At 36.7% G+C, this 21672-nt stretch carries 14 protein-coding genes; 7 read left to right on the plus strand and 7 right to left on the minus strand.

Annotated features, from left to right (window positions below; genetic code table 11):
- Positions 1-114: 114 nt before the first annotated feature.
- Both R2S57_RS18515 and R2S57_RS18520 read right to left on the minus strand, forming a co-directional pair.
- Positions 115-1413, minus strand: a complete 1299-nt coding sequence (locus R2S57_RS18515) for an alpha/beta hydrolase family protein (protein WP_316846430.1) — start codon at positions 1411-1413, stop codon at positions 115-117.
- Positions 1414-2553: 1140 nt separating this feature from the next.
- Entirely contained in the window at positions 2554-3117 is a 564-nt protein-coding gene (locus R2S57_RS18520; protein WP_316846431.1) for a hypothetical protein, read from the minus strand.
- 597 nt (positions 3118-3714) lie between these two features.
- Between R2S57_RS18520 and R2S57_RS18525 the strand changes: the two genes are divergently transcribed.
- On the plus strand, positions 3715-4890 hold the full coding sequence (locus R2S57_RS18525; RefSeq protein ID WP_316846432.1) for a DUF5623 domain-containing protein: 1176 nt from the start codon (positions 3715-3717) through the stop codon (positions 4888-4890).
- A 173-nt stretch (positions 4891-5063) separates the two neighbouring features.
- On the opposite strand, the gene R2S57_RS18530 is transcribed toward R2S57_RS18525, so the two are convergent.
- Complete coding sequence (locus R2S57_RS18530; RefSeq protein WP_316846433.1) at positions 5064-6533, minus strand: SEFIR domain-containing protein; 1470 nt, start codon at positions 6531-6533, stop codon at positions 5064-5066.
- Between the two features lie 71 nt (positions 6534-6604).
- Between R2S57_RS18530 and R2S57_RS18535 the strand changes: the two genes are divergently transcribed.
- The 6 genes from R2S57_RS18535 (at position 6605) to R2S57_RS18560 (ending at position 15732) form a co-directional block, all read left to right on the plus strand.
- Complete coding sequence (locus R2S57_RS18535; protein WP_316846434.1) at positions 6605-7975, plus strand: hypothetical protein; 1371 nt, start codon at positions 6605-6607, stop codon at positions 7973-7975.
- Positions 7976-8308: 333 nt separating this feature from the next.
- Positions 8309-9184, plus strand: a complete 876-nt coding sequence (locus tag R2S57_RS18540) for a DUF4007 family protein (protein WP_316846435.1) — start codon at positions 8309-8311, stop codon at positions 9182-9184.
- A complete protein-coding gene (locus R2S57_RS18545; RefSeq protein WP_316846436.1) occupies positions 9177-12413 on the plus strand; it encodes a hypothetical protein in 3237 nt (1078 codons plus the stop codon). The genes R2S57_RS18540 and R2S57_RS18545 overlap by 8 nt, the downstream gene beginning before the upstream one ends.
- The gene (locus R2S57_RS18550) at positions 12397-13512 is read left to right on the plus strand and encodes a phosphoadenosine phosphosulfate reductase family protein (protein WP_316846437.1); all 1116 of its coding nucleotides are present in this window, start codon (positions 12397-12399) and stop codon (positions 13510-13512) included. The genes R2S57_RS18545 and R2S57_RS18550 overlap by 17 nt, the downstream gene beginning before the upstream one ends.
- A 4-nt stretch (positions 13513-13516) precedes the next feature.
- Positions 13517-15283 carry an ATP-binding protein gene (locus R2S57_RS18555; RefSeq protein WP_316846438.1) on the plus strand — a complete coding sequence of 589 codons (1767 nt, stop codon included), beginning with the start codon at positions 13517-13519 and terminating at the stop codon, positions 15281-15283.
- Complete coding sequence (locus tag R2S57_RS18560) at positions 15280-15732, plus strand: hypothetical protein (RefSeq protein ID WP_316846439.1); 453 nt, start codon at positions 15280-15282, stop codon at positions 15730-15732. Before R2S57_RS18555 ends, R2S57_RS18560 begins: the two co-directional genes overlap by 4 nt.
- A 24-nt stretch (positions 15733-15756) precedes the next feature.
- Here R2S57_RS18560 and R2S57_RS18565 read toward each other — a convergent pair whose 3' ends face one another.
- Genes R2S57_RS18565 through R2S57_RS18580 form a run of 4 tightly spaced genes read right to left on the minus strand, consistent with a single transcriptional unit; the run spans position 15757 to position 21608 of the window.
- Positions 15757-17100 (minus strand): phospholipase D-like domain-containing protein, encoded by a 1344-nt coding sequence (locus tag R2S57_RS18565; protein ID WP_316846440.1) that lies wholly within the window; start codon positions 17098-17100, stop codon positions 15757-15759.
- 4 nt (positions 17101-17104) lie between these two features.
- On the minus strand, positions 17105-18895 hold the full coding sequence (locus R2S57_RS18570; protein WP_316846441.1) for an ATP-binding protein: 1791 nt from the start codon (positions 18893-18895) through the stop codon (positions 17105-17107).
- A gap of 3 nt (positions 18896-18898) precedes the next feature.
- A complete protein-coding gene (locus R2S57_RS18575; protein WP_316846442.1) occupies positions 18899-20563 on the minus strand; it encodes a DEAD/DEAH box helicase in 1665 nt (554 codons plus the stop codon).
- Between the two features lie 19 nt (positions 20564-20582).
- The gene (locus R2S57_RS18580; protein ID WP_316846443.1) at positions 20583-21608 is read right to left on the minus strand and encodes a CBS domain-containing protein; all 1026 of its coding nucleotides are present in this window, start codon (positions 21606-21608) and stop codon (positions 20583-20585) included.
- Positions 21609-21672: the final 64 nt, after the last annotated feature.

The following is a 21672-nucleotide window of genomic DNA, read 5'->3' on the forward strand; positions in this document are numbered from 1 at the left end:
CAAATGGGGCGAGGGGTACTGAAATGCTTTAATGATCATTGTTTTTCCCCGTGCCTGTTGTGGGATACAGAACGGTGCTTAGCTGTTGAATATTTTTTTGTTGGCTGTCTTGTCTTATTTCTGTATAAAATCAAGTATGGAACCGAAAAATTCACGGGGTTGTTTTTCCCATTGCCAATATGTGTTTGGCCAGTTCCAGTTAGCGCCATTTAGCGCTCCCTTGGTTATCATATCGTGCCCGCAATCCTTTATGGTAACGATTTTATGATCCACCCCAGCATTTTTCAGATAAGCTTCCATTTTATTCCTGTTTTCGGTCGGCGGCACCAGTACATCTTTTTCTCCCAAAATATTCAGCACAGGACATTTTATTTTATTCAGGGCTTCTTTGGGGTCATACCTGTTTTTTCTCCACCATAATACGTCGTCTCCGGTTTGCGACTGGGGTATATCAAGATAATCTATCCATTTTTTATCTTTTATTTTTGTTGCATATGTTTTGAGGGCTTCCCAATCTTTTATATGATTACTCTGGATATATTTGAAAAAAAGTCCTGAATAATGAAGTGCAGAGTCAATGGATTTTTTCGGGTAACCTTCATCAGCCAACGTATATTGGACGCGGTTGATATCCTGCTCATAAAGGGAGACCGCTGGGCCTACCACCAGGATTGCGAAGCCGCAGTCTGAGACTTTATTTGCTGCAAGAGGTGCAATCCATCCGCCCTGGCTTGCGCCAAGAAAGCCTATTTTTGTATAATCCATGTCTTTTCTGTTCTTGAGATAATTAAAAGCAGAAACAGCATCATCTGCCAGATCATTGAAATCTGCTGATGAAAAATTACCTTTTGATTTACCGGTTCCACGTTTATCATAAAGTAAAACGCCTATGCCATTGCTCGCCAGACTGTAGGCCATTGAATGATACCAGGCTGTGTTCCTGTCTTCCCACCCGGACCGGTGTATCAGGATCACATAGGGGGTCGGCTTTTCAGGTTTGTTGGGTTTGAACAAAACGCCTGCCAGTGAAATACCTGCATTTGTAAATGTAATTTCTTCTTCTGAATAGTTTTTTTCCTTCGCTACCGTTTTTTTTAGGTGCATGCGGATCTTTGGGTTCATGTCCTTGCTTATGCCTGTCAGATCTCCTGTTCTGGGATCTAAAAAACAGTAGAAATCCCCATAGAATATTTTTATGTTCAAGGTGTCTCTGCTCCTGGAGATTTTTTCTGTGGCCACATCCATATAACCAATTTCGGGGATACCGTAGGTTGTTTTATCCATATCAAAATCAAATGAAATCGTCTGGACAGATCCATCCCGGGTAAGGGCACCTTCATAATGCCCCTGTGGTGTTTGACTATGTACGGTCTGTGCCATTGTAAGCAGAAGAAGCAGATATATGAATTTCATAGTTGTATTTTTATATGTTTTAACGGTTTATATTTGGTTTTCAATTGAGCTGTATTTTAAACTTTTGGGTCCCACTGGCGGTTGACTGGCCGCCAATTGCTGAATCACCGCTTTGATTAGTGTAAATTTTCATTGCTCCAAAGTGTACGCTGTTCAGTTTTAAGGTTTAATTTAAATATCCTATGATTGATTAGTGCAGTAATCCCAAAAGTTCAAAGCTTATGCCAAAACTATAATATAGCGTAATAGGTTGGTGTTAAAGTATTTATGACAGCTTTTATGAGGAGGTGTGCGAAAACGGACAGTTTTTGTTCGGGACTGAACATGATTAACAGTGCTTTTAAAAACCTGGGGCATTCCAGTTTTATCAAAAAAGACCAAAATGCCTGTTTCAATACCGGGCATTCCATTTAAAACTTAACAGGTTTTCAGGAGGATAGCTTACCAGTTTGTACGATTTTCTGCTGTGAGGTCTTTTATCTAAGGTTTCATTGTGTATATTTTCCATGGCCTTTTTTTCCTGTGCCCTTTGGGCCACCTGTAGTATCTTTTGTTCTGGTGCCGCGAGGGTCTCTGATAGGGTGAGGTTTTTGTAGTTAAATTCATTTTACGGTGCCCGGTGTTTATTTCGCCACGGTAACTGCCTGTTTCACCACGGTGGTGCTGGGGTTTTAGTTTCGGTTGGTTATTTTGTTTGGCTGGATAAATAGGGACATGTGTCTGTTGTTTAGTCCGGGTGAATGATCTGTTATGAACTGGTTTGGGAAATTTATACTGACTGTTTTTATTAGCTTCTGCTGTATGGTCGGGGCGCTTGGGGCTAAGTATCCGGTGTCTGTTTTGCTGGTACTGATGGCTAAGGGCTCTTGGGTGCTGCTTGTGGTTGCTTTTTTTTGGAACAGGGATAAGAGGAGGAAAAGGAGGAAGGAGTTTGAGGATTTTATGCGGTGGAGGGATAGGTGGAGGTGAGTGAGGGTCTAGGTTCTAAGAGTATAGATTATGTTTGTTTTGGCTGTCCCCTGCGGGCCGGGCCATTTGCTGTATCTTTTGTTCCAAAAGGATGCCGCGTCTGTCCCTGACAGGGGAGAAGAAGATGATAAATAGGGTTATTGTTTTCCGATCTGAATTATTGAAAGATCACTATTCTTCAAAACTTTTTAACTGGGTTTTAAGGAAATTGAGCTTTGCTGTCAAAGCTTCTACTATTTTATGGTAATATAAACTTTCATTTTTTGCAAAGCCAGCAAACGTTAGATCTCTGTCCTCCAGAAAAATATGGTGCGGAGAAATCAACCCCTTCAGTCCGGCATCCAAATTCTTATAACCATTTGACTGTGTGGCCGTGGCTATTCCTTGGTTAAGTATATTTATGCGGTCAGCATCGTGAATTCCTTCGATGGAGTTAACATTGTTGATGAAATTCTGCGCATATGAATGGATTGATGCTAATACGGTGTTTTGGTAGGCTTTTTCCTCCTCCAATAGTTGGTAAAGCTTATAAATGTTACTTTTTCCTACCTGATATGGTGTATCGAGGTAAGCAGCTTTGATATCGCTTAGTAATATTTCCAGCTCTTCATAACCATCGAATTTTAAAATACTTCCTCCCGGAACAGTTTTGAATCCTCTGGGAAGTTTTAAGCCGTTATCCAAAAAATCTCCCTCATAGGTGTTTTTCAGTTCAAAGCTGATTTCTTTTTTCATGTTTTATTTAAAATTTTAATAATGGCCAATATAATTTTTTACCTGCAATTATGCTTTGGATTTTTTCGAAATAATCATTTTATTTATGTGAGGATTACTGTCAGTTAGCTATTGGTATCCAGTATGACTTGCCTGGGAAGGTTATGTGATTTGACGCCGTGGTAAGAAAAGTTTCTGGAACCGTTCGGAACTAGACAGATCAGATTGAAAGTATTTTGTCCGGATTACTTTGGGCACCAAATTGAAAAAGGGGAATGCTAGGGTTGGTGTTTGTTGGAACCATAATTTTAATTCCCAACGTTGTTTAGCCAATAATTGTATCAAAAATGTTTTTGGATAGCGATGATAGCTGGCTCATTTCAGTAAAAAGGAGGGTTCATAACAATTGTTGTTGAAATAGTAAAGGCTATTAATTTAAGACCGGTTTTGAAAATTATAATTTTTTATTATTTTTGTCAAAAGCTATTAACGGAAGCTTACCATTCGCCTTAGTGCAGCTCTAACCGGCGCCGTTACGATTAATCACAGATCGAAACTCAATCTCGTTTCGAAGAGCGGTAGGCGAATGACGTTTTTCTGGCGGGAGAAGGAGTAACGATGAAAATCAAATCTACTACTGGCCCAAGTGCCTTAAATCTTAAGCGTAAAGCTAAGCGATTAAAAAAAGAACTGCGTATTTCCCACACTGAGGCATTGAATTTAATTGCAATGGAACAAGGTGCCAAAGACTGGAAAAGTTTTATTGAAAGATCCGGTGGTAACGCAGTTGAAAAAGCTGTTGTCCAAAAACTAAAAATTCCACAACCTGCAACATTAGACTATCACAGTTTTATGACAGGTGCGGTTATCGGTCAACATCCAAATGGGAAAATGGCCGTACAGAACCATGCACGGGTTGGCAATTTATTACAGACTCTGCTGGAAGCCACGGAGTACCACAAAAGGGCCAACAACCATTTGATGGAAATCCGCAGGACGCTCGATACGTGGTTGGGCTGTGAATACAACGAGAAAGAGCTTGAAAATAAAGATTTCAACAGGATTTATTATGGCGGGAATGGAAAATTTAAATTCGGGCCAAAACCCTCTCTGAGTCAACAGGCGGAGCTGAAACGATACCTAAGGAAGGCAGAGTCCATTCTTGCGCGCTGCTATCATGATTGCGGGCCATTTGCGAAACTTATAAAACGGTTCAAACTAGTATCATCAGCTCTTGAGAAGTGGCCAAAAAGCATTAGAATCCCAATACCCGGGTATGATAGGGGACAGATTCAGGCTGGAAAATTTGTAAGGCTGCGCGGGACCGAAAACATCGGAATAGTATTCAACCACGACCTTAGGCATCAGACTGTAGAAGGATATAGTGATAAAGGTAGGTTTGTTTATGGTCGCCATGAAGTCCGTGTACTCAGAAAACAGTTGGAACTGGTGGATTTTAAACCCATGCGGCTCAAATTGCCTTATGGCAAATGGAAATGTGAAGATGGAAGGGAAGTGCTGTTCAATCGGGATTACTGTCCGATCTGGGAGAAGTTTCCAGATGGCAATGTCAGAACGATAGCGCCGAATACCTATGTAGCTCATGAAGAGAGTGAGTTTTATTACGATGACGGTAGTGCCCCTTATTATGATAATGCTAGCACGGAGGAAAACTGTGTGTCGGTACTTAAAGCATGGGGCGTAGAAGAAAAGAATCCCATTGTTATTGATCTGATACCGTTGGCTATTGCCAATAGGGATTTTAGACTGCTTAGTCCAAAAAATATGTCTTAAGGTGTTTCAAGTCTAAAGGGTAATGGGACTGTATCTTTTCAGTCACATTACCCTTTGTTTTTGGATAGTATTCTTGGTCCTTTAAAATGGTTTTGGTGGATCAACTCGGTATTGATCGTCATGAGTTTTGGTAGTTGGAAATTTATTTGTTCAAGGGTAGGAAATAGGCAAGGCTAAATAAACAGTTCGGGTGAGATCGGAATGGCCTCTAGGTGTTCTTCGCCCCCAGGCTTTATTTTTATCAGTTCTGTTGCCGGAAATTCCCGCTCCATCGGGCCATGTTCAGTGAATACCTCAACTTTGATTGTTGCGTCCATGATCTTCCGCACGTTTTGGTGCTCTACCCTCAATACAAAACTTTGGGTTTGTATGCGTTGGCCACGGAACATTTTACCCTCGTAGGACTGCTGATAGGTGATAAAGCCTTCAGGATCTGCTTTAAAATAATGGTCGAGGTCAAGTTCGCGGGGAAGCTTCACAATATAATTAAAACCATCTATCGTACTCTTGGTCATATTCATAAACACAAATTTTAGATCGAAGTTTATGGTTTTATATCGTCGTGCACTAAGGCCGGCATCTCCAGTTGGCTTAATAACTGGTGCGATAGAAATCAGTTCATCTGGTATTGTGTTTTCCTCTACTAATGCAACTGCAACAAAAGGCTGGGCTATCCTGATCGGTAATTCTAGTTTCTTTTTTGCCACCTCTGCAAATACATATGGCTGGTGATCCATTAATTTTTCATATAGCCTAATCATTTCATTTGGATCAGATAGGTCAACGATGTCGCGGCCTCGGAAACCAGCCGGAATGATTTTACTATCCCTGCCCCCAAAACTAGCTAATACGTATTTATTTGGATTATCGTTGATGTCATTGATCATTAGTTCGTACTCTGTGCCAACCCCACCCGTAAAATCATCTGCTTTTCGCTTATAGCCTTCAGATAAAATGACAACAATCTTTGGGAAACTGTGCATGGCCTTATACATCATCTTGACAAAATTGATCGCTGTTTCCTGTTGGCTTAGCCCCTTATCCATATGTGCTTCGAATCCACCTTCTGTCCTTAGATGGTTTACAAAGTCAAATACTTTACTTTCATGCTCTTTTGTGTCCCAACTATAAGACACGAAAACTTGAATAGCTGAATTATCAGCTTGTATAACTTCTTTTTCCTCCATAAATTCTTCGTGTACGGCTCCAATTATGCCATTAAAAGTTCGGTTGGTTGACCTTTTCATTTCTATGCTTAGTGTTTGATCAGCTTTTTTTTCTTCGGCAAATTGCGCTTTTCTAAGTGATTCTTTTTTCTTTATCAGTGATTCTTTTTTGCTGCGCTTTTGCTTTTCATAATTGTTTATGAATTTGCTAGAATTAAGAATCTCTTTTCTGTATCTTATCACTTGGTCGTTTTTGCTTTTCAAAGAAGTAGCAGAGGTATTCTTGTTAAACGACTTCAGTATGATACTAATTTTGGAATCTCGGTCTACCATTTTTTTCTGTTCAGCATAAATTTTATCGTCCAGACGCTGAATATCATTTTCAAGCATGTTGATTTGTGAATAATAGTTTGATAGGCTCATGTACTGGAATTGTTGAGGCTTAAAGATACAAAATTTAAAGATTTTGTTATTCATTGGACTTTGATCTGATGCTAAAATCAATCGTTGTTTATATGTATTATTGTATTTTAAATAGACTACGCTCAATGGTTGAAATCATAAATTGTCATAGCGCGCTTAACCTGGAATCGAATGACTTCACGCTAATATTAAAGGGGATGAATGATGGGGGTCTGAAATCGGTCATCTGGCAGTCCAGGGTTTCGTTTTTAGCAACCGCGGGCATCACAGTGCTGAACAAAAGGATTATAGAATGGATCGGGTACAACAGTATCAGAAGAGAAAATTCATTTATCTACCGCGCCGATTTATTTGTCGAAGATCAGGATATTATCTATATTTTGAATGACCCTGGGCGATATCCCAATCCCTCTCGGAAAATTGAAATCGGGATCATTTCGAAAAACATAGACGCAGCTCAGAAGTTATTAAAAAAGTATGTAAAGCATTTTGAGACATCACTAAAGGCGAATATAGATGGCCGGAGAGTTAGGCACATGCAGTTGGATTGGTATAAATCAAGTGAGAATGGAGCTATTGATACGCATGTTTCATATTACAATAGTTTTAGTTATCCCTCGATCACTGATGCTGATTCACAAGCAGCGCTTCGGTTAACCGATCCAGAAGCGCGGAAGGTATTACGGAAAATCTCAGAACAGGATTTATCGAAAAGCCTTGACATCAAAGGGGAACAAAAGCAGGCTGTTATGGAAACCGTGGAAAGACTCATATCATGGGACCTCGTTATTCCGAAAATTCTTATCATCTGTAAAAAGAATGCCGCTGCCATCGCAGTTGTGCAGTCAAAAGAGGAAATCATGGGAGAAAATGCCGTGGGGCTTCGTTGCCCGCATTGCAGCAGGGCATTTTCTGAGGAGTTAATGAAGGAAAGCTTTATGATCAGTGAGTTAGGGAAGACGATGACCAGAGGAAGCCAATGGATGACGGTACTGCTGACCAGTGCTTTAGTTGCTAGTGGTATTCCGGAAAAAAGTATTATATGGAACCTAACCGAAGATAGTGAAGAAGTTGACTGTGTGGTTCAGTTTAAGGATCAGGTATGGATATTCGAACTTAAGGACCGGAATTTTGAGTCGGGAGATGCGCACCCATTAACATACAGGGCTATAAAATTCAGAGCGAATAAGATAATTGTATTCACTACGTGCAAAGTGACAAAGGAAGCACGCAGTGTTTTCAAGGATATGTCCCGTAATTCTAGGGCCGAAGAATCGTATGGGATTCCAGTATATATAGAAGGCCTTTCTGTACTTCAGTCTGCAATTGACACACTAGTGAAAAACGAAACACTAATGTATGTGAGTAAAAAAGCTAAAGAAATCAGTTATACAGCTGGGATGGATTTCTCGCCAATATTTTCAAATGTTTTGGGAGATTACCTTGTGGAATTCGAAAATGGAAGGGAAGAGCGTATTAATATTTTTCGGTTGTAGGTGTCTTTGTAATTATAGAAGCTCTTATGTATTCGCTAAATTCTGGAGGGCTGTGCATATAAAGTTGCAAAAATTGAATCATTTGAAACTTTTTTTGAGTGAATTGATAAATTTATTTTTTTTAAAAGTTATTAACAAATAATTTGAATATCAGCTTCTAACGTATGTCATTCCGGTATTTTTATTAATGTAAGTGCAAATGTTTAAAGTTTTGCATGTTTGCCAGCAAAAAAAAGCCGAATTTTGTATTACATTAAATAGTGCAAATGTTTTACTGTAGCTGATATTATACTATCAAGCCAGAATGCATTTTTGATTTCAATTCTGTCTCAAATGAAAATAAGTTTTAGTGGCCATGAAACCTTTGTATGTCGCCAGTTCTGGCTAAAGAAAGGTTACGAACATGTGTTAGCAAATAGATCGTTCAACGATGAGGACGCCGTAGTGCATTTAGGAGTTGGTAAGAACATGACGACCGCTATTAAATTTTGGCTACGTGGATTTAATATAGTTGATGAGGGCGATCAAATCACAGAACTTGGCACAAACCTGCTCGAACGTTACGATCCTTATTTGGAAGATACTGCCAGCTTATGGCTTTTGCATTATGCCGCTATCAAAAACGAAAAACTTTTTATTTTCAATACTTTCTTCAATCAGTTTTTGAAAGAGAAAAATGAATTTACAAAGTCACAGCTAATTGCTTATTTAAAACGTAAAACAGAGGAAAGCGGCATTAAACACTTTAGCGATAAAACATACGATTCCGATGCCAACGTTTTTCTAAGAACCTATAACAGGGCAAACGATGGCAAGGCTGATATAGAGGAAGAAACTGCAAATCTGCTTGTAGAACTGAATCTTATCCGCCCATTTACCAGGGTGGATTTAGATGGTAGAACATCTGTACAATGGTATAGGGTGATGCGTGAAAGTAGGGACGAATTACCATTAGAAATCCTATCCTATACGGTGTTAGATACCTATGGTGCTAACCCAAAGTCGATATCATTTAAAGATCTGCTAGAAGGCATAAACTCGCCCGGCAATACCTTTTGCATTACGGAAAAAGGGTTGGAAGAAAAGCTAATCGAATTGGCAAACCTTTGGCCAAATGTGTTTAATTACAATGAAACGGCTGGCAACCGTGTATTACAAATTAAGGAAGAAATGAATAAGTGGGCACTTTTAGATGAATATTATGGTTAAACATTTTTCTCCGTCCCAGAACATATTATTGAATAACTTTGAAGTTGCAGATTACATCATTACGCCCAATACCCAGGAGGTATTTGAGTCATTGATCAATAATTATGCGTCAGGTATTAGGGCAATAAATCTTATCGGTGCCTATGGCACAGGTAAGTCAACTTTTTTAAATGCTTTAAACTATCATCTAAACGATAGTAAGCTTTTTGTCGAGCTTAAAAAATGGAATAAATTCAAACGTTTCGAATTCCTTAAGCTGGTAGGTAACTACGATTCTATCATCGATAATGTAGCGAATTTAATTGGCTCATCGAGTAATAAACCATCCGTATTAATCAACGAATTAGAGCAACTTATAAAAAGCACAAATGCAGAGGGGAGAGGTCTTATTTTTATTATTGATGAGTTTGGTAAATTTCTCGAATACGCATCAGCTAACGGTGCTGAGAAAGAACTTTATTTTTTGCAACAGATAGCTGAAGTCATCAATGATACCGAACACGAGGCTGCGTTTATTACAACACTTCACCAAGATTTTTCAGCTTATGCATCAAGCTTAAATGCCACGCAGCGTAATGAATGGACAAAAGTTAAAGGGCGTTTTCAGGAAATAACATTTAATGAACCGGTAGAGCAATTGTTATTATTAGCAAGTAAAAGGATTGGTTACAATCCTGATGATGCTGAGATAGATCATATTGCTAAAACAATCGAAGTTATCGGAAAGGCCAGGGCCTTTTCGTTGAAAGATTACTTCGATCAAAAAATAGCGAATAGTATTTATCCGTTAGATTTATTGTCGGCCAGCGTTCTTGCTCTTGCCTTGCAACAATACGGGCAAAATGAAAGATCGCTATTTACATTTTTGAATTCCAATAGCTTTTACGGCTTAGATGAGTTCGATAAAGGACGCCAGAATTTCTATGGTGTATCAAATGTTTACGATTACCTTAATTATAACCTTAATTCATACCTCAATTCAAAGGCAAATATCCATTATAGTAAATGGGCCGAAATTAAAAATGCTTTAGAAAGGGTAGAGGGTGAGGTAGATGAGCAGGAGCACACACTCTATCAAACACTGATCAAAACCATTGGTTTATTAAATATATTTAGTCATGCCAGCGCAAGGCTAGATCAGGAGTTTTTGATAGCTTACATAGAATTAACAGCTAATCTTACAGGTGTAGAGGAAGCGATATTGAATTTACAGCGTAAAAATCTATTATCTTACAACAAGCATTCGCATCGTTTTTTTTACTCCGAAACCACCATAGTAAATATAGACGATGCCATTGCAGAGGCGGGGCTTGAAATCAGCCGGGCCAATAACATCGTTAGTTTCTTAAACAGTTATTTACCGCTAGCGCCAGTGGCTGCCAAGAGATCCTATTATAAAAAAGGAACCCCTCGAACTTTTGAATATAAAATTTCTGATGCTCCATATTCTGCTTCAAAACCAAAAGGTGCAATTGATGGCTTCATCAATTTAATATTTAACGAAAATATTAAGGAATCCGAAATTGTTAAGGCGTCAGCAGAAAATGATCAGGCCGTACTTTACGCGCACTTTTTGAGGGTTGCGGATATACAGCATGCTATTGAAGAAATTGAAAAAGCAAAAATTGCAAAGGCAAAATATCCTTATGATAAAATTATTCAGCGGGAATTAAGTGCTATAGAAGAGATTCAAAAAAATCTGTTAAACTATTACCTTTACGAAGGTTTTTACGATGTACAGTCCGTAAAGTGGTATTACAAAGGGGAAGTTCAGCAGTTTAGGAATAGTAAAGAATTTAATACCTTTTTATCAGCTATCACAGATGAGATTTACTTTTTAACACCTAAATTCATCAGTGAGTTAGCAAATAAAACAAAACTTTCAGGAACAATTTCGTCCTCACGTCGCTTATTACTCGATGCCATTTTGGAGCGGGAAAATGAAGAGAATTTAGGTATTGATGGTTTCCCTCCCCAAAAGAGTATCTACCTGTCTCTATTAAAACAAACAGGTATTCACCAGCCTACAGAAAATGGTTGGAGCCTACGCGAAATTACTGATCAGCTATCGGATCACAATGGATTTATGCCTCTTTTTGCTGCATGTAACGATTTTATCATCAGTACTAAAGGTGCTAAAAGGAGCATTGCTGATTTTTATGATCTTTTAGAACAGGCACCATATAAGCTTAAGAGAGGCTTTTTAGATTTCTGGATTCCTGTCTACCTCATCATGAAAACGGATGATTTCGCATTGTATGGCACCAATGGTTTTATTCCGGAAATTGATTCAGAGGTCTTAGAACTATTGGTTAAAAATCCACAGCAATACCATGTAAAAGCTTATGATACAGATGGCATTAAAGTACGTTTGTTTAACCAATACCGAGAGCTGCTCGCCCTAAGCGAAACACAAAGAACTTCAAATGAAGCTTTTATTAAAACCATTGTTCCATTCTTTAAATTTTACAAAGAGCTAAAGCCTTACGTTCAAAAAACGAAAAATCTAAGCAGAAAAACAATTGCGGTAAGAAATGCATTAACCAATGCTACTGAACCGGAGAAATTATTTTTTGAAGATTTCCCAAGTGCTCTTAATTATGATTTAGTGCAGTTAAGCAATAATCCAGAACTGTTAAGTAATTATAATGCGGATCTCCAAGAATGCATTAGAGAATTACGCAACGCCTATAATGAATTGCTAAATAAATTTGAGGGTATAATTAATGGTCTTTGGAATGAGGATTACGATTTCAATACTTATACCCAAAAGCTAAGGGCTAGATATCAAAAATCTTTAAAGCAATATTTGCTGCTTCCATACCAGAAGACCTTTTACGATCGGTTATGCTCACCATTAGATGATAGAGCCGCTTGGTTATCGTCTGTAGCACAGGCAACCGTGGGTAAAACACTCGACCAGATTACGGACAAAGAAGTAGAAAACCTTCAGGAACGTTTCCGTTCGCTTATTCACGAATTGGATAATTTAAACGATATGGCTTTGCAAAAAATAAATCTTGATGAGGAAGATGTTTTCAAATTTGAACTTACTACACCTGGTAGTGGTTCGAACCATAAAATTATCCGCATGCCTAAAATACAAGATGCTCAATTTCAATATTTGGAAAGCGGAATGTCAGATTTAATGAAGAAAGCAAATAAAAGTACAAAAATTGCTATCTTGGCTAAAATGCTCAAACAAGTTTTAGATGACGAAGGAAAATAACCAGGTAAGGCATGTATTAGGGATTTCAGGAGGCAAAGACAGTGCTGCGCTTGCCATTTACATGAAAGAACTGTATCCACAAATGGATATTGAATTTTACACATGTGATACCGGAAAAGAACTGGAAGAGACTTATCAGCTCATCCGTAACCTCGAGTCCAAATTGGGCGTGAGCATCCATAAATTATATGCGAAAGAGGGAGACAAAGGAAACCCTTTCGATTTTTACCATAATTTATATGGTGGTTATCTACCATCATCAAATGCCCGATGGTGTACCCAGAAATTAAAAATTGAACCTTTCGAAAATTATATTGGTACTACACCTGTAATCTCCTATGTAGGAATTCGTGGCGATGAGGATAGGGAAGGTTATATATCAACAAAACCACATGTACAATCCATTTTTCCTTTTAGAGAAAACATATGGAGCGAGGAGGTAATTGGTAAAGTATTAAAGAACGAGAATCAACAAAAACTTTTGGGCTTATATAAAGAGTTTTTAACTTCGAATCTCTACCAGCGTGCTACCGATATTATTAAAACCCCTTTATCCCTATCTTATAGTCAAAACCAAAAATTAAAGGCTTTGATGGGCTTAGGTATTAAAGAATTTAACCACGTGGCTTTTCAATCTTTAAAAGATAGCCAGTTGCCCATCGCCTTAGTAGATGATTTTCCTTTGTTAGATAACGAATCAATCCTTATTCGTGATGATATTTTTAGAATCTTACGCGAAAGTGGTGTAGGCGTGCCGGCTTATTACGAAGAGATTCCTTACGAAGTAAATGGGCAAACAGGTAAATATAACCGCAGTCGATCGGGCTGTTTCTTTTGCTTTTTCCAACGTAAAATAGAATGGGTTTGGTTATACGAGCAAAATCCGGCCAAGTTCTTTTTAGCTGTTGAGTATGAAAAAGATGGTTACACCTGGATGCAAGATGAACGTTTAGAAGAATTAATCAATCCTGAAAGGATTAAACAAATAAAGGAGGAATTTTTAACCAAACAACAAAACGCTGCTAAAAATTACCGGTCGAATAAATTGATTGATATTTTAGATGCAGAGGAAGAAGGTTGTTTAGCTTGTTTTGTATAAAAATATGGATATTATTAATGAACCTCTCTCGCTTGATATTGATGCAGGACGGCTACTTTTTGGCTTAAGTAGAATAGGATACACCACGACGTCTGCACTCTGCGATATTTTAGATAACTCTATTAGAGCAAATTCGAATAATATACGCATCCTAATTAAAAAAGAACGCCCCGAACTTTCAGATACTAAAAGAAATAATGTTAAAGAATATTTGATAGTTGATGATGGCGACGGCATGAATGAGGCTCAGATTAAAGATGCTCTAAAGCTTGGCTCTTCCAATGAAGACTATGAATTAAATTCTTTATCGAAGTTTGGTCTTGGTCTAAAATCAGCTGTATTTTCTCAAGGAGATATTCTTGAAATAATATCATCTGATGGTACAGATGAATTTGTCAAATATCAAGTATCTCTTCCTGCGGTTGTCGATGCTAAAAACTATTTTGCCACAAAACTTCCGCTAAATTCCGACGATTCAGAACTCATAGGTACATTACCGGCCCAAAAAGGTACAATAATTCGCATAGGTGAAGTCAGAAAAATGAATCACCCAAGCGTTAACAATACATTGAAGGAAATTAATCTCAAGGCAGGCGTCATTTATTACTATTTCTTAAAAAAGGGAATACAAATAATAATAAATGATGTCGAAATCTTTGGCATTGACTCTCTATTCGCCGAAGAGGCAGAACGAAATGGTAATCTAGATGAAAATAATTGGGACGGCAAAAGTGTAAGGTGGATTGAAAAGCCTATAACTTTAACTTTAGACGATGAGTATTCTATTAGTTGTTCCATTGAAATGACTCAACTACCATATCCTCCAATTTACAGGATTGAAAATTTTGACGGACTTGATGACGTTGGGGTTCGTAAAAAATATCAGATCACTAGTGGGAATTATGGTTTTTATGTATACCGCAATGAAAGGTTAATTGCCTGGGCTTCTTTGCTTGATGGTATTGTACCTCAAGATCAAGATTATTATGCTTTTAGAGGTAGAATAAAAATTGACGATTCTGCAGATGAATACTTTAACATCGACGTTAAAAAAAGTTCACTTACTTTATCAGACGAAGCATATAAATCTATTAGTGATTTTGTACAAGAAGGCAAATTGAAAAGCAGAAAAGCATGGAAAAAAGCGGGGCGAATTGTCAGAGATTTATCTAATAGAGAACCGAATGAGGTTTCTAATAATATAGTCGATGAATTCGAACAGCTTGACTACTTGCCAGGTGATGAGATTCCAGATTCTGATGCAGTAATTAAGAGGCTTGCTGAATTGGGTATTGATATGAATAGTAATGTCAAGCAAATGGCGCTACTTCTTAAGCAAGACAATGGCAGCGATGAGACAGAAGAAAGAGATTTAACCAAGGAAGAAAAGATCCAGGCTGTCAAGGGATTGGACAATCCCAATGCACAACGTATTTTTAGGGTGCCGTCTGTAATTGATAATTTGCTATGGGAACCTTATTATGATACTGATTTGAAAAACTGTGTTAGAATAAATAAATTACACAGGTTCGCACGATATATTTTTGAAGAGAATGGCGATAATAAGGATTTACAAATAATATTTGAATTGCTATTGTTACAATTTGCAGAATCAGAATTATATGCATATAAAAATATAAGCAAGTATAAATATGAAGAGCTTAGATTCGTATTGACAGAATATAGACGCATAACTTCTGAATTTTTAGCGAATATGTGCCGTCAACTAGATGGTAAATTGCCTCCCTTTAAGAATACTATCGAGGCATGACAGAGACTTTCGTATCATCTATTTTTGTCGGCTTCAATAGAGCATATATTTATATTTGGGTATCAAAAACGCACAAAGTAATATATGTTGGCATGACAAATAGCCGTAATGGTACTCTTGGTAGGGCATCCCAGCATTTAGATGCTAGGGGTACGTTAAGAACTAATTTTCTTAATAATGTAGGCTACAATATTGATCATACAAATGATCTTAAGCTGCTTTCTTTTAGACTGCCTGCTACAAAAAATTTCACATCGGTTGAGAGGTCTTATAGAGAAGCAGTGGAGTATCTTGTACAAAAAGAATTACTACTTTTAAGAGGTACCGTTGCCCCTACATTTGATGTAATATCTTGGGTTAGAGCAAGTAGTAGGCTTGGTAATGGAGTAGTAAGAAAAGCTGCAAATGAAATAGTTAAAGAATTTAAGGTAATATATCCAACACTATAATTTTGCTATCCTTGATAAGGTCTGTCATGATTGTATTCGATCTATCAGGCGGGAAAGATTTACTTTTTTAAGGAAATTGATTGTATCTTCACTTAGACTAACAGATCGAACATTCTCATAAATCCCCCTAACGTCCCTATAGTTTTGAATAGGTTTTATAGTTTCTAAATTAATTAGTTTTTTATTCATCATTGCCTTTAAAGGCATCCCTACATTTCGATTAGTAGATTTAAAAAGATCCTTGTATTTCTCCCAGTTTTTATCAAACTCCAAAATAAGTTCATCAATATTCAATTTGTGTTTTCCCAAATTAAAAAAGCTAATCAATAAGATAATTTGGTGCGGTGAAGTTCCGCCATGGGCCTTATCTCTCTTAAGCTCATTAATGAACTTATCAAGATAAGATATATGCTCATCTTGTGGGGTAACTTTGAAGAGGCGTTCTGAATAATTCGGCCTATCAACCTCATATACACCATCACTTAGAGAAACAATCCAACGGTACAATATTTGAATGTTGGCGGTAATTTCCCATTTTCTTGGGGTAGGTGCGTCAGAACAATTTCGATGTATCCATTCTTTAGCATTTCCAAAATAAATTGAGCCCAATTCATCTAGATTAGCTAAGAATGCTCGTATAAAAGGATGCTTAAAGAATGAAGATTTTAATTGCAGTACAAAATCTTCTTCTGTTAAACCAAATGGAATTTGATAAATGGCTAAATCATGCAAAGCACAATTTAACGCTATCGCGTTATTGCTAGTTTCATCGATATATATCCTTTTTAAGATTTCTACATCGTAAGACATAGGCAAAGAAGATATCAGGAAATTGGCAATTAAATAATTAAAATCAAAACTAAAGTTATCTTCAACCTTAATTTTTGCTTTTTGTATGGATATTTGTTCAGCTAACGTATTATATGTCTCATCTGTAATCAATGCGCTTTCTGCTTCTATAGTTTGAAAATATAAGCGATCTGACAAACTAATGTCTTCAACAATTACACCTAACTCATAATTATAATTAGGAGTTTCTGGAAAATTTAAAGCCCGCTGCGAAATATTTGCACTTCCAATAAACGCCCGTTTATGATCATCTACGAAGGCCTTTAAATGCAAGCGAGGGTTGCGATAAATATTTATTCCTCTTTCCTTCAGAAATGGATAAATATCTAAATCTGATGAACCTAAAATTAGATCATTAGGCTCCCAGCGGACAATTATATTTTCAACTATAAGAGATGACTGTAAGAGGTGTTTTAATTGAGCTAGTTTTATATAAGGTATATAAATAGACAGTTTGTTGGAATTTTCAATAAAACCCAACAAACTGTCACTTAAATTTATCCCATTTTTGAAGAGCATAAAACTACCTACTTTCTTTCCATTCTAACATAAATTGGCTCAACTTTAAGCCAAAAGTACTCCTAAATAAAGCTATGTATTGTTTGTATGATACTAAATTCTTTTCTGATTCTACTAAAGCGCCAAAAAGTAATAGTAATTGATGAATTTTGTTTGTGTCACCCTGATCAAAAATAGGCCTAATAAACTCATGGTAAAAATCATGCTCGGTATTAATTTCGATTAAGGTTCGATGTCCGATGACTTGAAAGTTGAAAAATTCGGATACACCAAGTTGAAGAAAAACAAAGACCTGGTTATACTGAGTCGCAAAAAACCACTCTATTGCCACCTTTAATTTAGCCTCGTCTTTCGCATATTCTGGATATCTATTCAATAGCCATATTTTAAGCTCTTCTTTAGCAGTGTCTTTTTCCGTTTCTCCCTCCTCAATATCTCCTTCGGTTGATGGTACAAGTACTGTATCCCCAGGAAATGGTCCTGGATCTTCCGCAGGAGTAGGAACGTTTGGCGAAATTGGTGTTGGAGGAAGACCACCACTGCCTCTCGTACCTTTACCTAAATCATCTACAGCTTTTTTAACGGATTTTAATTGATTAGCAATAAATTCCGACAATGCAGAAATGAACTTTATCGAAATATCTTCTTCAAAAATATCCATTGCGTCAATGCTCTCTATTTTTCTGAAAGAATGAACATTTTGTTTAGTATTATCTAAGCCAAGTAGTTTATCAAATGTAGGTTCAAAACTAATTTCAATTTTCCACCACCTATTTGTTGGATCTCCCACGTCGGTAATAAAACCAAAATTGTCTAATTTTATTTCTCTGCCAGCTCTTACAATTGAAATATTAGGTAAATCTTTGTAAATTTTTCCTAAAGCATTTTCGGAATTAGTACCTCCATCTTTAGTTTTAGTCTCTGCTTTAACTATCGAAATTTTTATTTTAAGACTATCTTCAATCTTTTTATATAAACTTCTGTTAGTTTCATCTCCAGCAGGATCTGGAAACAAAAAAACTCCATCTTCCCAAAGTTCACTGGCGGGGTTTTCATTGTATGGCGCTTTTAATTGGGTTCCAGTCATCAAAAAAAGCGGGTCAACTGGTAGTATATTTTGCTGTAGAGCTTTGTTTTCAGAAAAACTTTGTCCATTGTATTGGACCACTCTAATTTTTATCTCTACGCTTTGATTGTTTAGAAAATATCTAAATATCCTACCCAACGGCCAAGTGATATGTGGAACTAGTTTCTTTGATCTTCTAAAAATTAATCTATCACAATTAAGCCATCTTACAACAGTTCCAGTTTTATATATAGGTTTAATTAAGTCTAAAGCATATTTTGGGAGTTCTGCGTTAGTTACTTCAGGTAGAAATTCTGATCTATTTGTTCTGATTTCTTCGAAATCAAAATAGTTGAAGTGGATATCTGAAATATTTTGCCAAGAGTAAACTTCAAATCGTTTGCACTGTGATGCAGAAGAATTGGGTAAACCCATCCCAAATTTGCCAAGACCTTTGCTTGCACCGTGTCTAGTACCGCCGCCAAATCTTAAACTAGTCTCTAAAGTCTCTTTATTCATACCGATTCCATTGTCCGCAACCAATATCTCGTCAATTAAGTATTCTTTTCTTTGCGTTGTTGAAAGCCGTTCAATTAAAATAATTTCTATTTTATTCGCTTCAGCCTGTATTGAATTATCTATGAGTTCAGCTAAGGCCATAGCTGTATCTCTATAACCATTATCTCTTAACGATTCTACCCCATTAGGATCAAAGTAATGTACTGCCATAATTTATTGCCAAATTTCGTTGTAAAAGTTAAACATCATATTTTCATTGCCTAAAGCCCAATTATCCTGTAAGTCTATAAGCTTATTTTTTTTATTACCGCCATTTAATGGGCCTCTTAAAGCTCTTCCAACCATCTGACTGTAAAGTACTAGTGAAGAAGTGGGGCGGGTAATGATTAAAGAATTCAAATTAGGGGCATCAAAACCCGTAGTCAATACGCCGTAATTAATTAAAACTTTTAAAGAACCATCTTTGAATTTTTTTATAGACCGCTCTCTATCTTTTTTGTCTGTAACTCCTAGTATTGTTTCAGATTCTATCCCGTAAGAATAAAGCAATGTTTGTAAAATGACACAATGCTCAACGTTACAAGCGAAAACCAAAATTGAATCCCCTTCAGCATATAACGCTCTAATTTTATCTATAATTAAATGATTTCGCCCCGGATGTAATGCTAAGTCATTTAAGATCTCATTTAATTTTTCATCTCCAAATGCCTGTAAATCTCTTATCTGCTTTTCTGCAAGTTCGATTTGAACATCCGTCATTAGTTCCTGTCGTTCAATTTCTGCCAAAACACCTAAACTTTGCAAATATTTTATCGGTTCCTTAATCTCAATTCCATCGTCGTCAATCAATCCAAGACGAGTTGAATTAAAGAAGTAGGCTAAGTGATTGTTTTCAGAACTAGTCTGGTCAGCACTTCGTCCAGGGGTTGCTGTAAGACCAACTAGTTGCACACCGGCATAGCTTTCGGTTAATTTATTTATTGTAGCTTGATAAGTGGTTGCTAGTGATTTATGAGCCTCATCAATTACAACAAGTTTAACTTTGTTTAAAATCGCGCTTAGTATCTGTTTTTGTAATGGATTACTTGATAAGATTAACGAATTGAATTTTTGGAAACTGCCAAAAATAATGGCTCTCGATGTGGTTAGAATTTCAGCAGAATATTTATGATCTCCATATACTTTGAAAGCATCAATATGATAATCTCCTCGAAGTTGCCACGTATTGCTAAAAGTTTCATAAGCCTGCTCACATAATTCCTTGGAATGGGCAAGCCAAACAATTACGATTGATTTGTCAAATCCGCCAAGTACGCTTCTCGTTCGTAAATAGTCAGACAGTAACTCCATTGCGGTCTTTGTCTTTCCTGCGCCGGTCGGCATATGAATTAATAATCTGTTTGAATGTTCAACAGATAAAAGATATTGGATAGCTTTATCTTTTAAGTTCTTTTGATAGTGATGTAATTTGTATTGGGGCTCTATACTCTCTTGGGTTTCAACGGATATATTGTGTTCTAATTGTATAAAAGTATTTGGATCTAAACCAAGTTCTTCCAACATACTTTTCAGAAAAACCAAATCAGTGGCAGAGTATGATTTTAACTCACTTCTTTTATCTTCTTCTGTTTTACCCACAAGGTTTAGTTTCTTTGTTAATGACGAAACATGCTTGGATGGCATAAATAAGATCAAGGCATTTAAAACCTCTTTATTTTTGAATATATCTATGCCATATTTGTGGATAAGAATATCAGCATAATCGACTTCAATATTATTATTGTATATGTTGAAGTTTACTATAGCGTCAGAAATATTTTGTCCTACAAGTTTTCTTAAAATACCTGAAGGAATATTTGAGATTAAATCTTTGAGCATATGACAATTATGTTATGCGTTATATAGTATTTATAATTGTTGTTAAGAAATTGAGAACTTGACGCAATGCATCTAAATCCTTTTGCTCGATTTCTTCTGGCTTAAAATGCATTACATCGTTTCTAATTATTCTGGTTTCTTGAAGCATCTTCTGTAAAATCACACGGTCAATCCGAAGACCCAATTTTGCGTACAGCTCAGGATTTTCCATAATTCTTACATAGTGCCCAAAGTTTAAATCGGCTAAAGAATGTATTTCTTTGTCATGTTTGCTTAGATCTAGCACTTTTTTGATATCATCAAAAGTTAGTTTTCCATCTAGTAATCTCCTTACAAGATTTTCAATCTGCTCGATAATTAAAAATGGTTCGGAAAGTTTTAAAAATTGTTCGCCTAAATCTGTAGCCGTAACGATTCCCGATATCGTATTTTTCTTATCTCTAACCAATATCACTTCCTTTGCTAATATGACATTCATAGCTTTGAATATAGGTTCGTCAATACTAAGTACTTCTACATCTTCTTTACAGTCGAAAACGGTTTCACAATTTTTTCCAAGAGATAAGGCTGTGCCTATAGATTTCCAGCTTATCAAACCAACTACATCCCTGTTGCCTGATAATATAGGAAGTTGCGAAAAATTATACCGCAACATGATAGTCGTTGCTTCTGTCAGCGTTGTTTCTTTCTTTACAGAAATTAAACCGCAACATCCTTCTTCTTCAACCAAATTATTAATATTAGCTGCCCGCAATAAACTTAATCTAGGTATTGCATCAGCATATTTAGGTCTTTTAACCTCTCCACTAGCAGCTAACTTTGGAGGCCTAGACTTAGGTGCTATTTCTATCTCCCCATAATAATACGCGTTCTCAAAATCAGGATTGCTTGTTAATTCATATTTTTCCAAAAGCTTATTAATTGCTTCTATTACTTTCCAACCTCTTTTAACAACACCATATTTTTTGCAAATCACTTTAGGTGTTGTTTTTTTAATCTTTTTAGACTCCTTGATTTCTTGAAAAAAAATTTCTAATTGGGTCATATGATTGCGATAAATTAAGTGTTGCTTTATTTTTGTGAAAAGTGTAATTGAATTGGATCTGTGG

Origin of the sequence: Pedobacter psychrodurus (assembly GCF_032678585.1) — a bacterium.
In the GTDB taxonomy this organism is placed as follows: domain Bacteria; phylum Bacteroidota; class Bacteroidia; order Sphingobacteriales; family Sphingobacteriaceae; genus Pedobacter; species Pedobacter psychrodurus_A.

Bases quoted from the DNA above. Each gene is read 5' to 3' on its own strand.
- R2S57_RS18515 (WP_316846430.1), bottom strand. From the start codon at position 1,413: ATGAAATTCATATATCTGCTTCTTCTGCTTACAATGGCACAGACCGTA.
- R2S57_RS18520 (WP_316846431.1), bottom strand. From the start codon at position 3,117: ATGAAAAAAGAAATCAGCTTTGAACTGAAAAACACCTATGAGGGAGAT.
- R2S57_RS18525 (WP_316846432.1), top strand. From the start codon at position 3,715: ATGAAAATCAAATCTACTACTGGCCCAAGTGCCTTAAATCTTAAGCGT.
- R2S57_RS18530 (WP_316846433.1), bottom strand. From the start codon at position 6,533: ATGAATAACAAAATCTTTAAATTTTGTATCTTTAAGCCTCAACAATTC.
- R2S57_RS18535 (WP_316846434.1), top strand. From the start codon at position 6,605: ATGGTTGAAATCATAAATTGTCATAGCGCGCTTAACCTGGAATCGAAT.
- R2S57_RS18540 (WP_316846435.1), top strand. From the start codon at position 8,309: ATGAAAATAAGTTTTAGTGGCCATGAAACCTTTGTATGTCGCCAGTTC.
- R2S57_RS18545 (WP_316846436.1), top strand. From the start codon at position 9,177: ATGGTTAAACATTTTTCTCCGTCCCAGAACATATTATTGAATAACTTT.
- R2S57_RS18550 (WP_316846437.1), top strand. From the start codon at position 12,397: ATGACGAAGGAAAATAACCAGGTAAGGCATGTATTAGGGATTTCAGGA.
- R2S57_RS18555 (WP_316846438.1), top strand. From the start codon at position 13,517: ATGGATATTATTAATGAACCTCTCTCGCTTGATATTGATGCAGGACGG.
- R2S57_RS18560 (WP_316846439.1), top strand. From the start codon at position 15,280: ATGACAGAGACTTTCGTATCATCTATTTTTGTCGGCTTCAATAGAGCA.
- R2S57_RS18565 (WP_316846440.1), bottom strand. From the start codon at position 17,100: ATGCTCTTCAAAAATGGGATAAATTTAAGTGACAGTTTGTTGGGTTTT.
- R2S57_RS18570 (WP_316846441.1), bottom strand. From the start codon at position 18,895: ATGGCAGTACATTACTTTGATCCTAATGGGGTAGAATCGTTAAGAGAT.
- R2S57_RS18575 (WP_316846442.1), bottom strand. From the start codon at position 20,563: ATGCTCAAAGATTTAATCTCAAATATTCCTTCAGGTATTTTAAGAAAA.
- R2S57_RS18580 (WP_316846443.1), bottom strand. From the start codon at position 21,608: ATGACCCAATTAGAAATTTTTTTTCAAGAAATCAAGGAGTCTAAAAAG.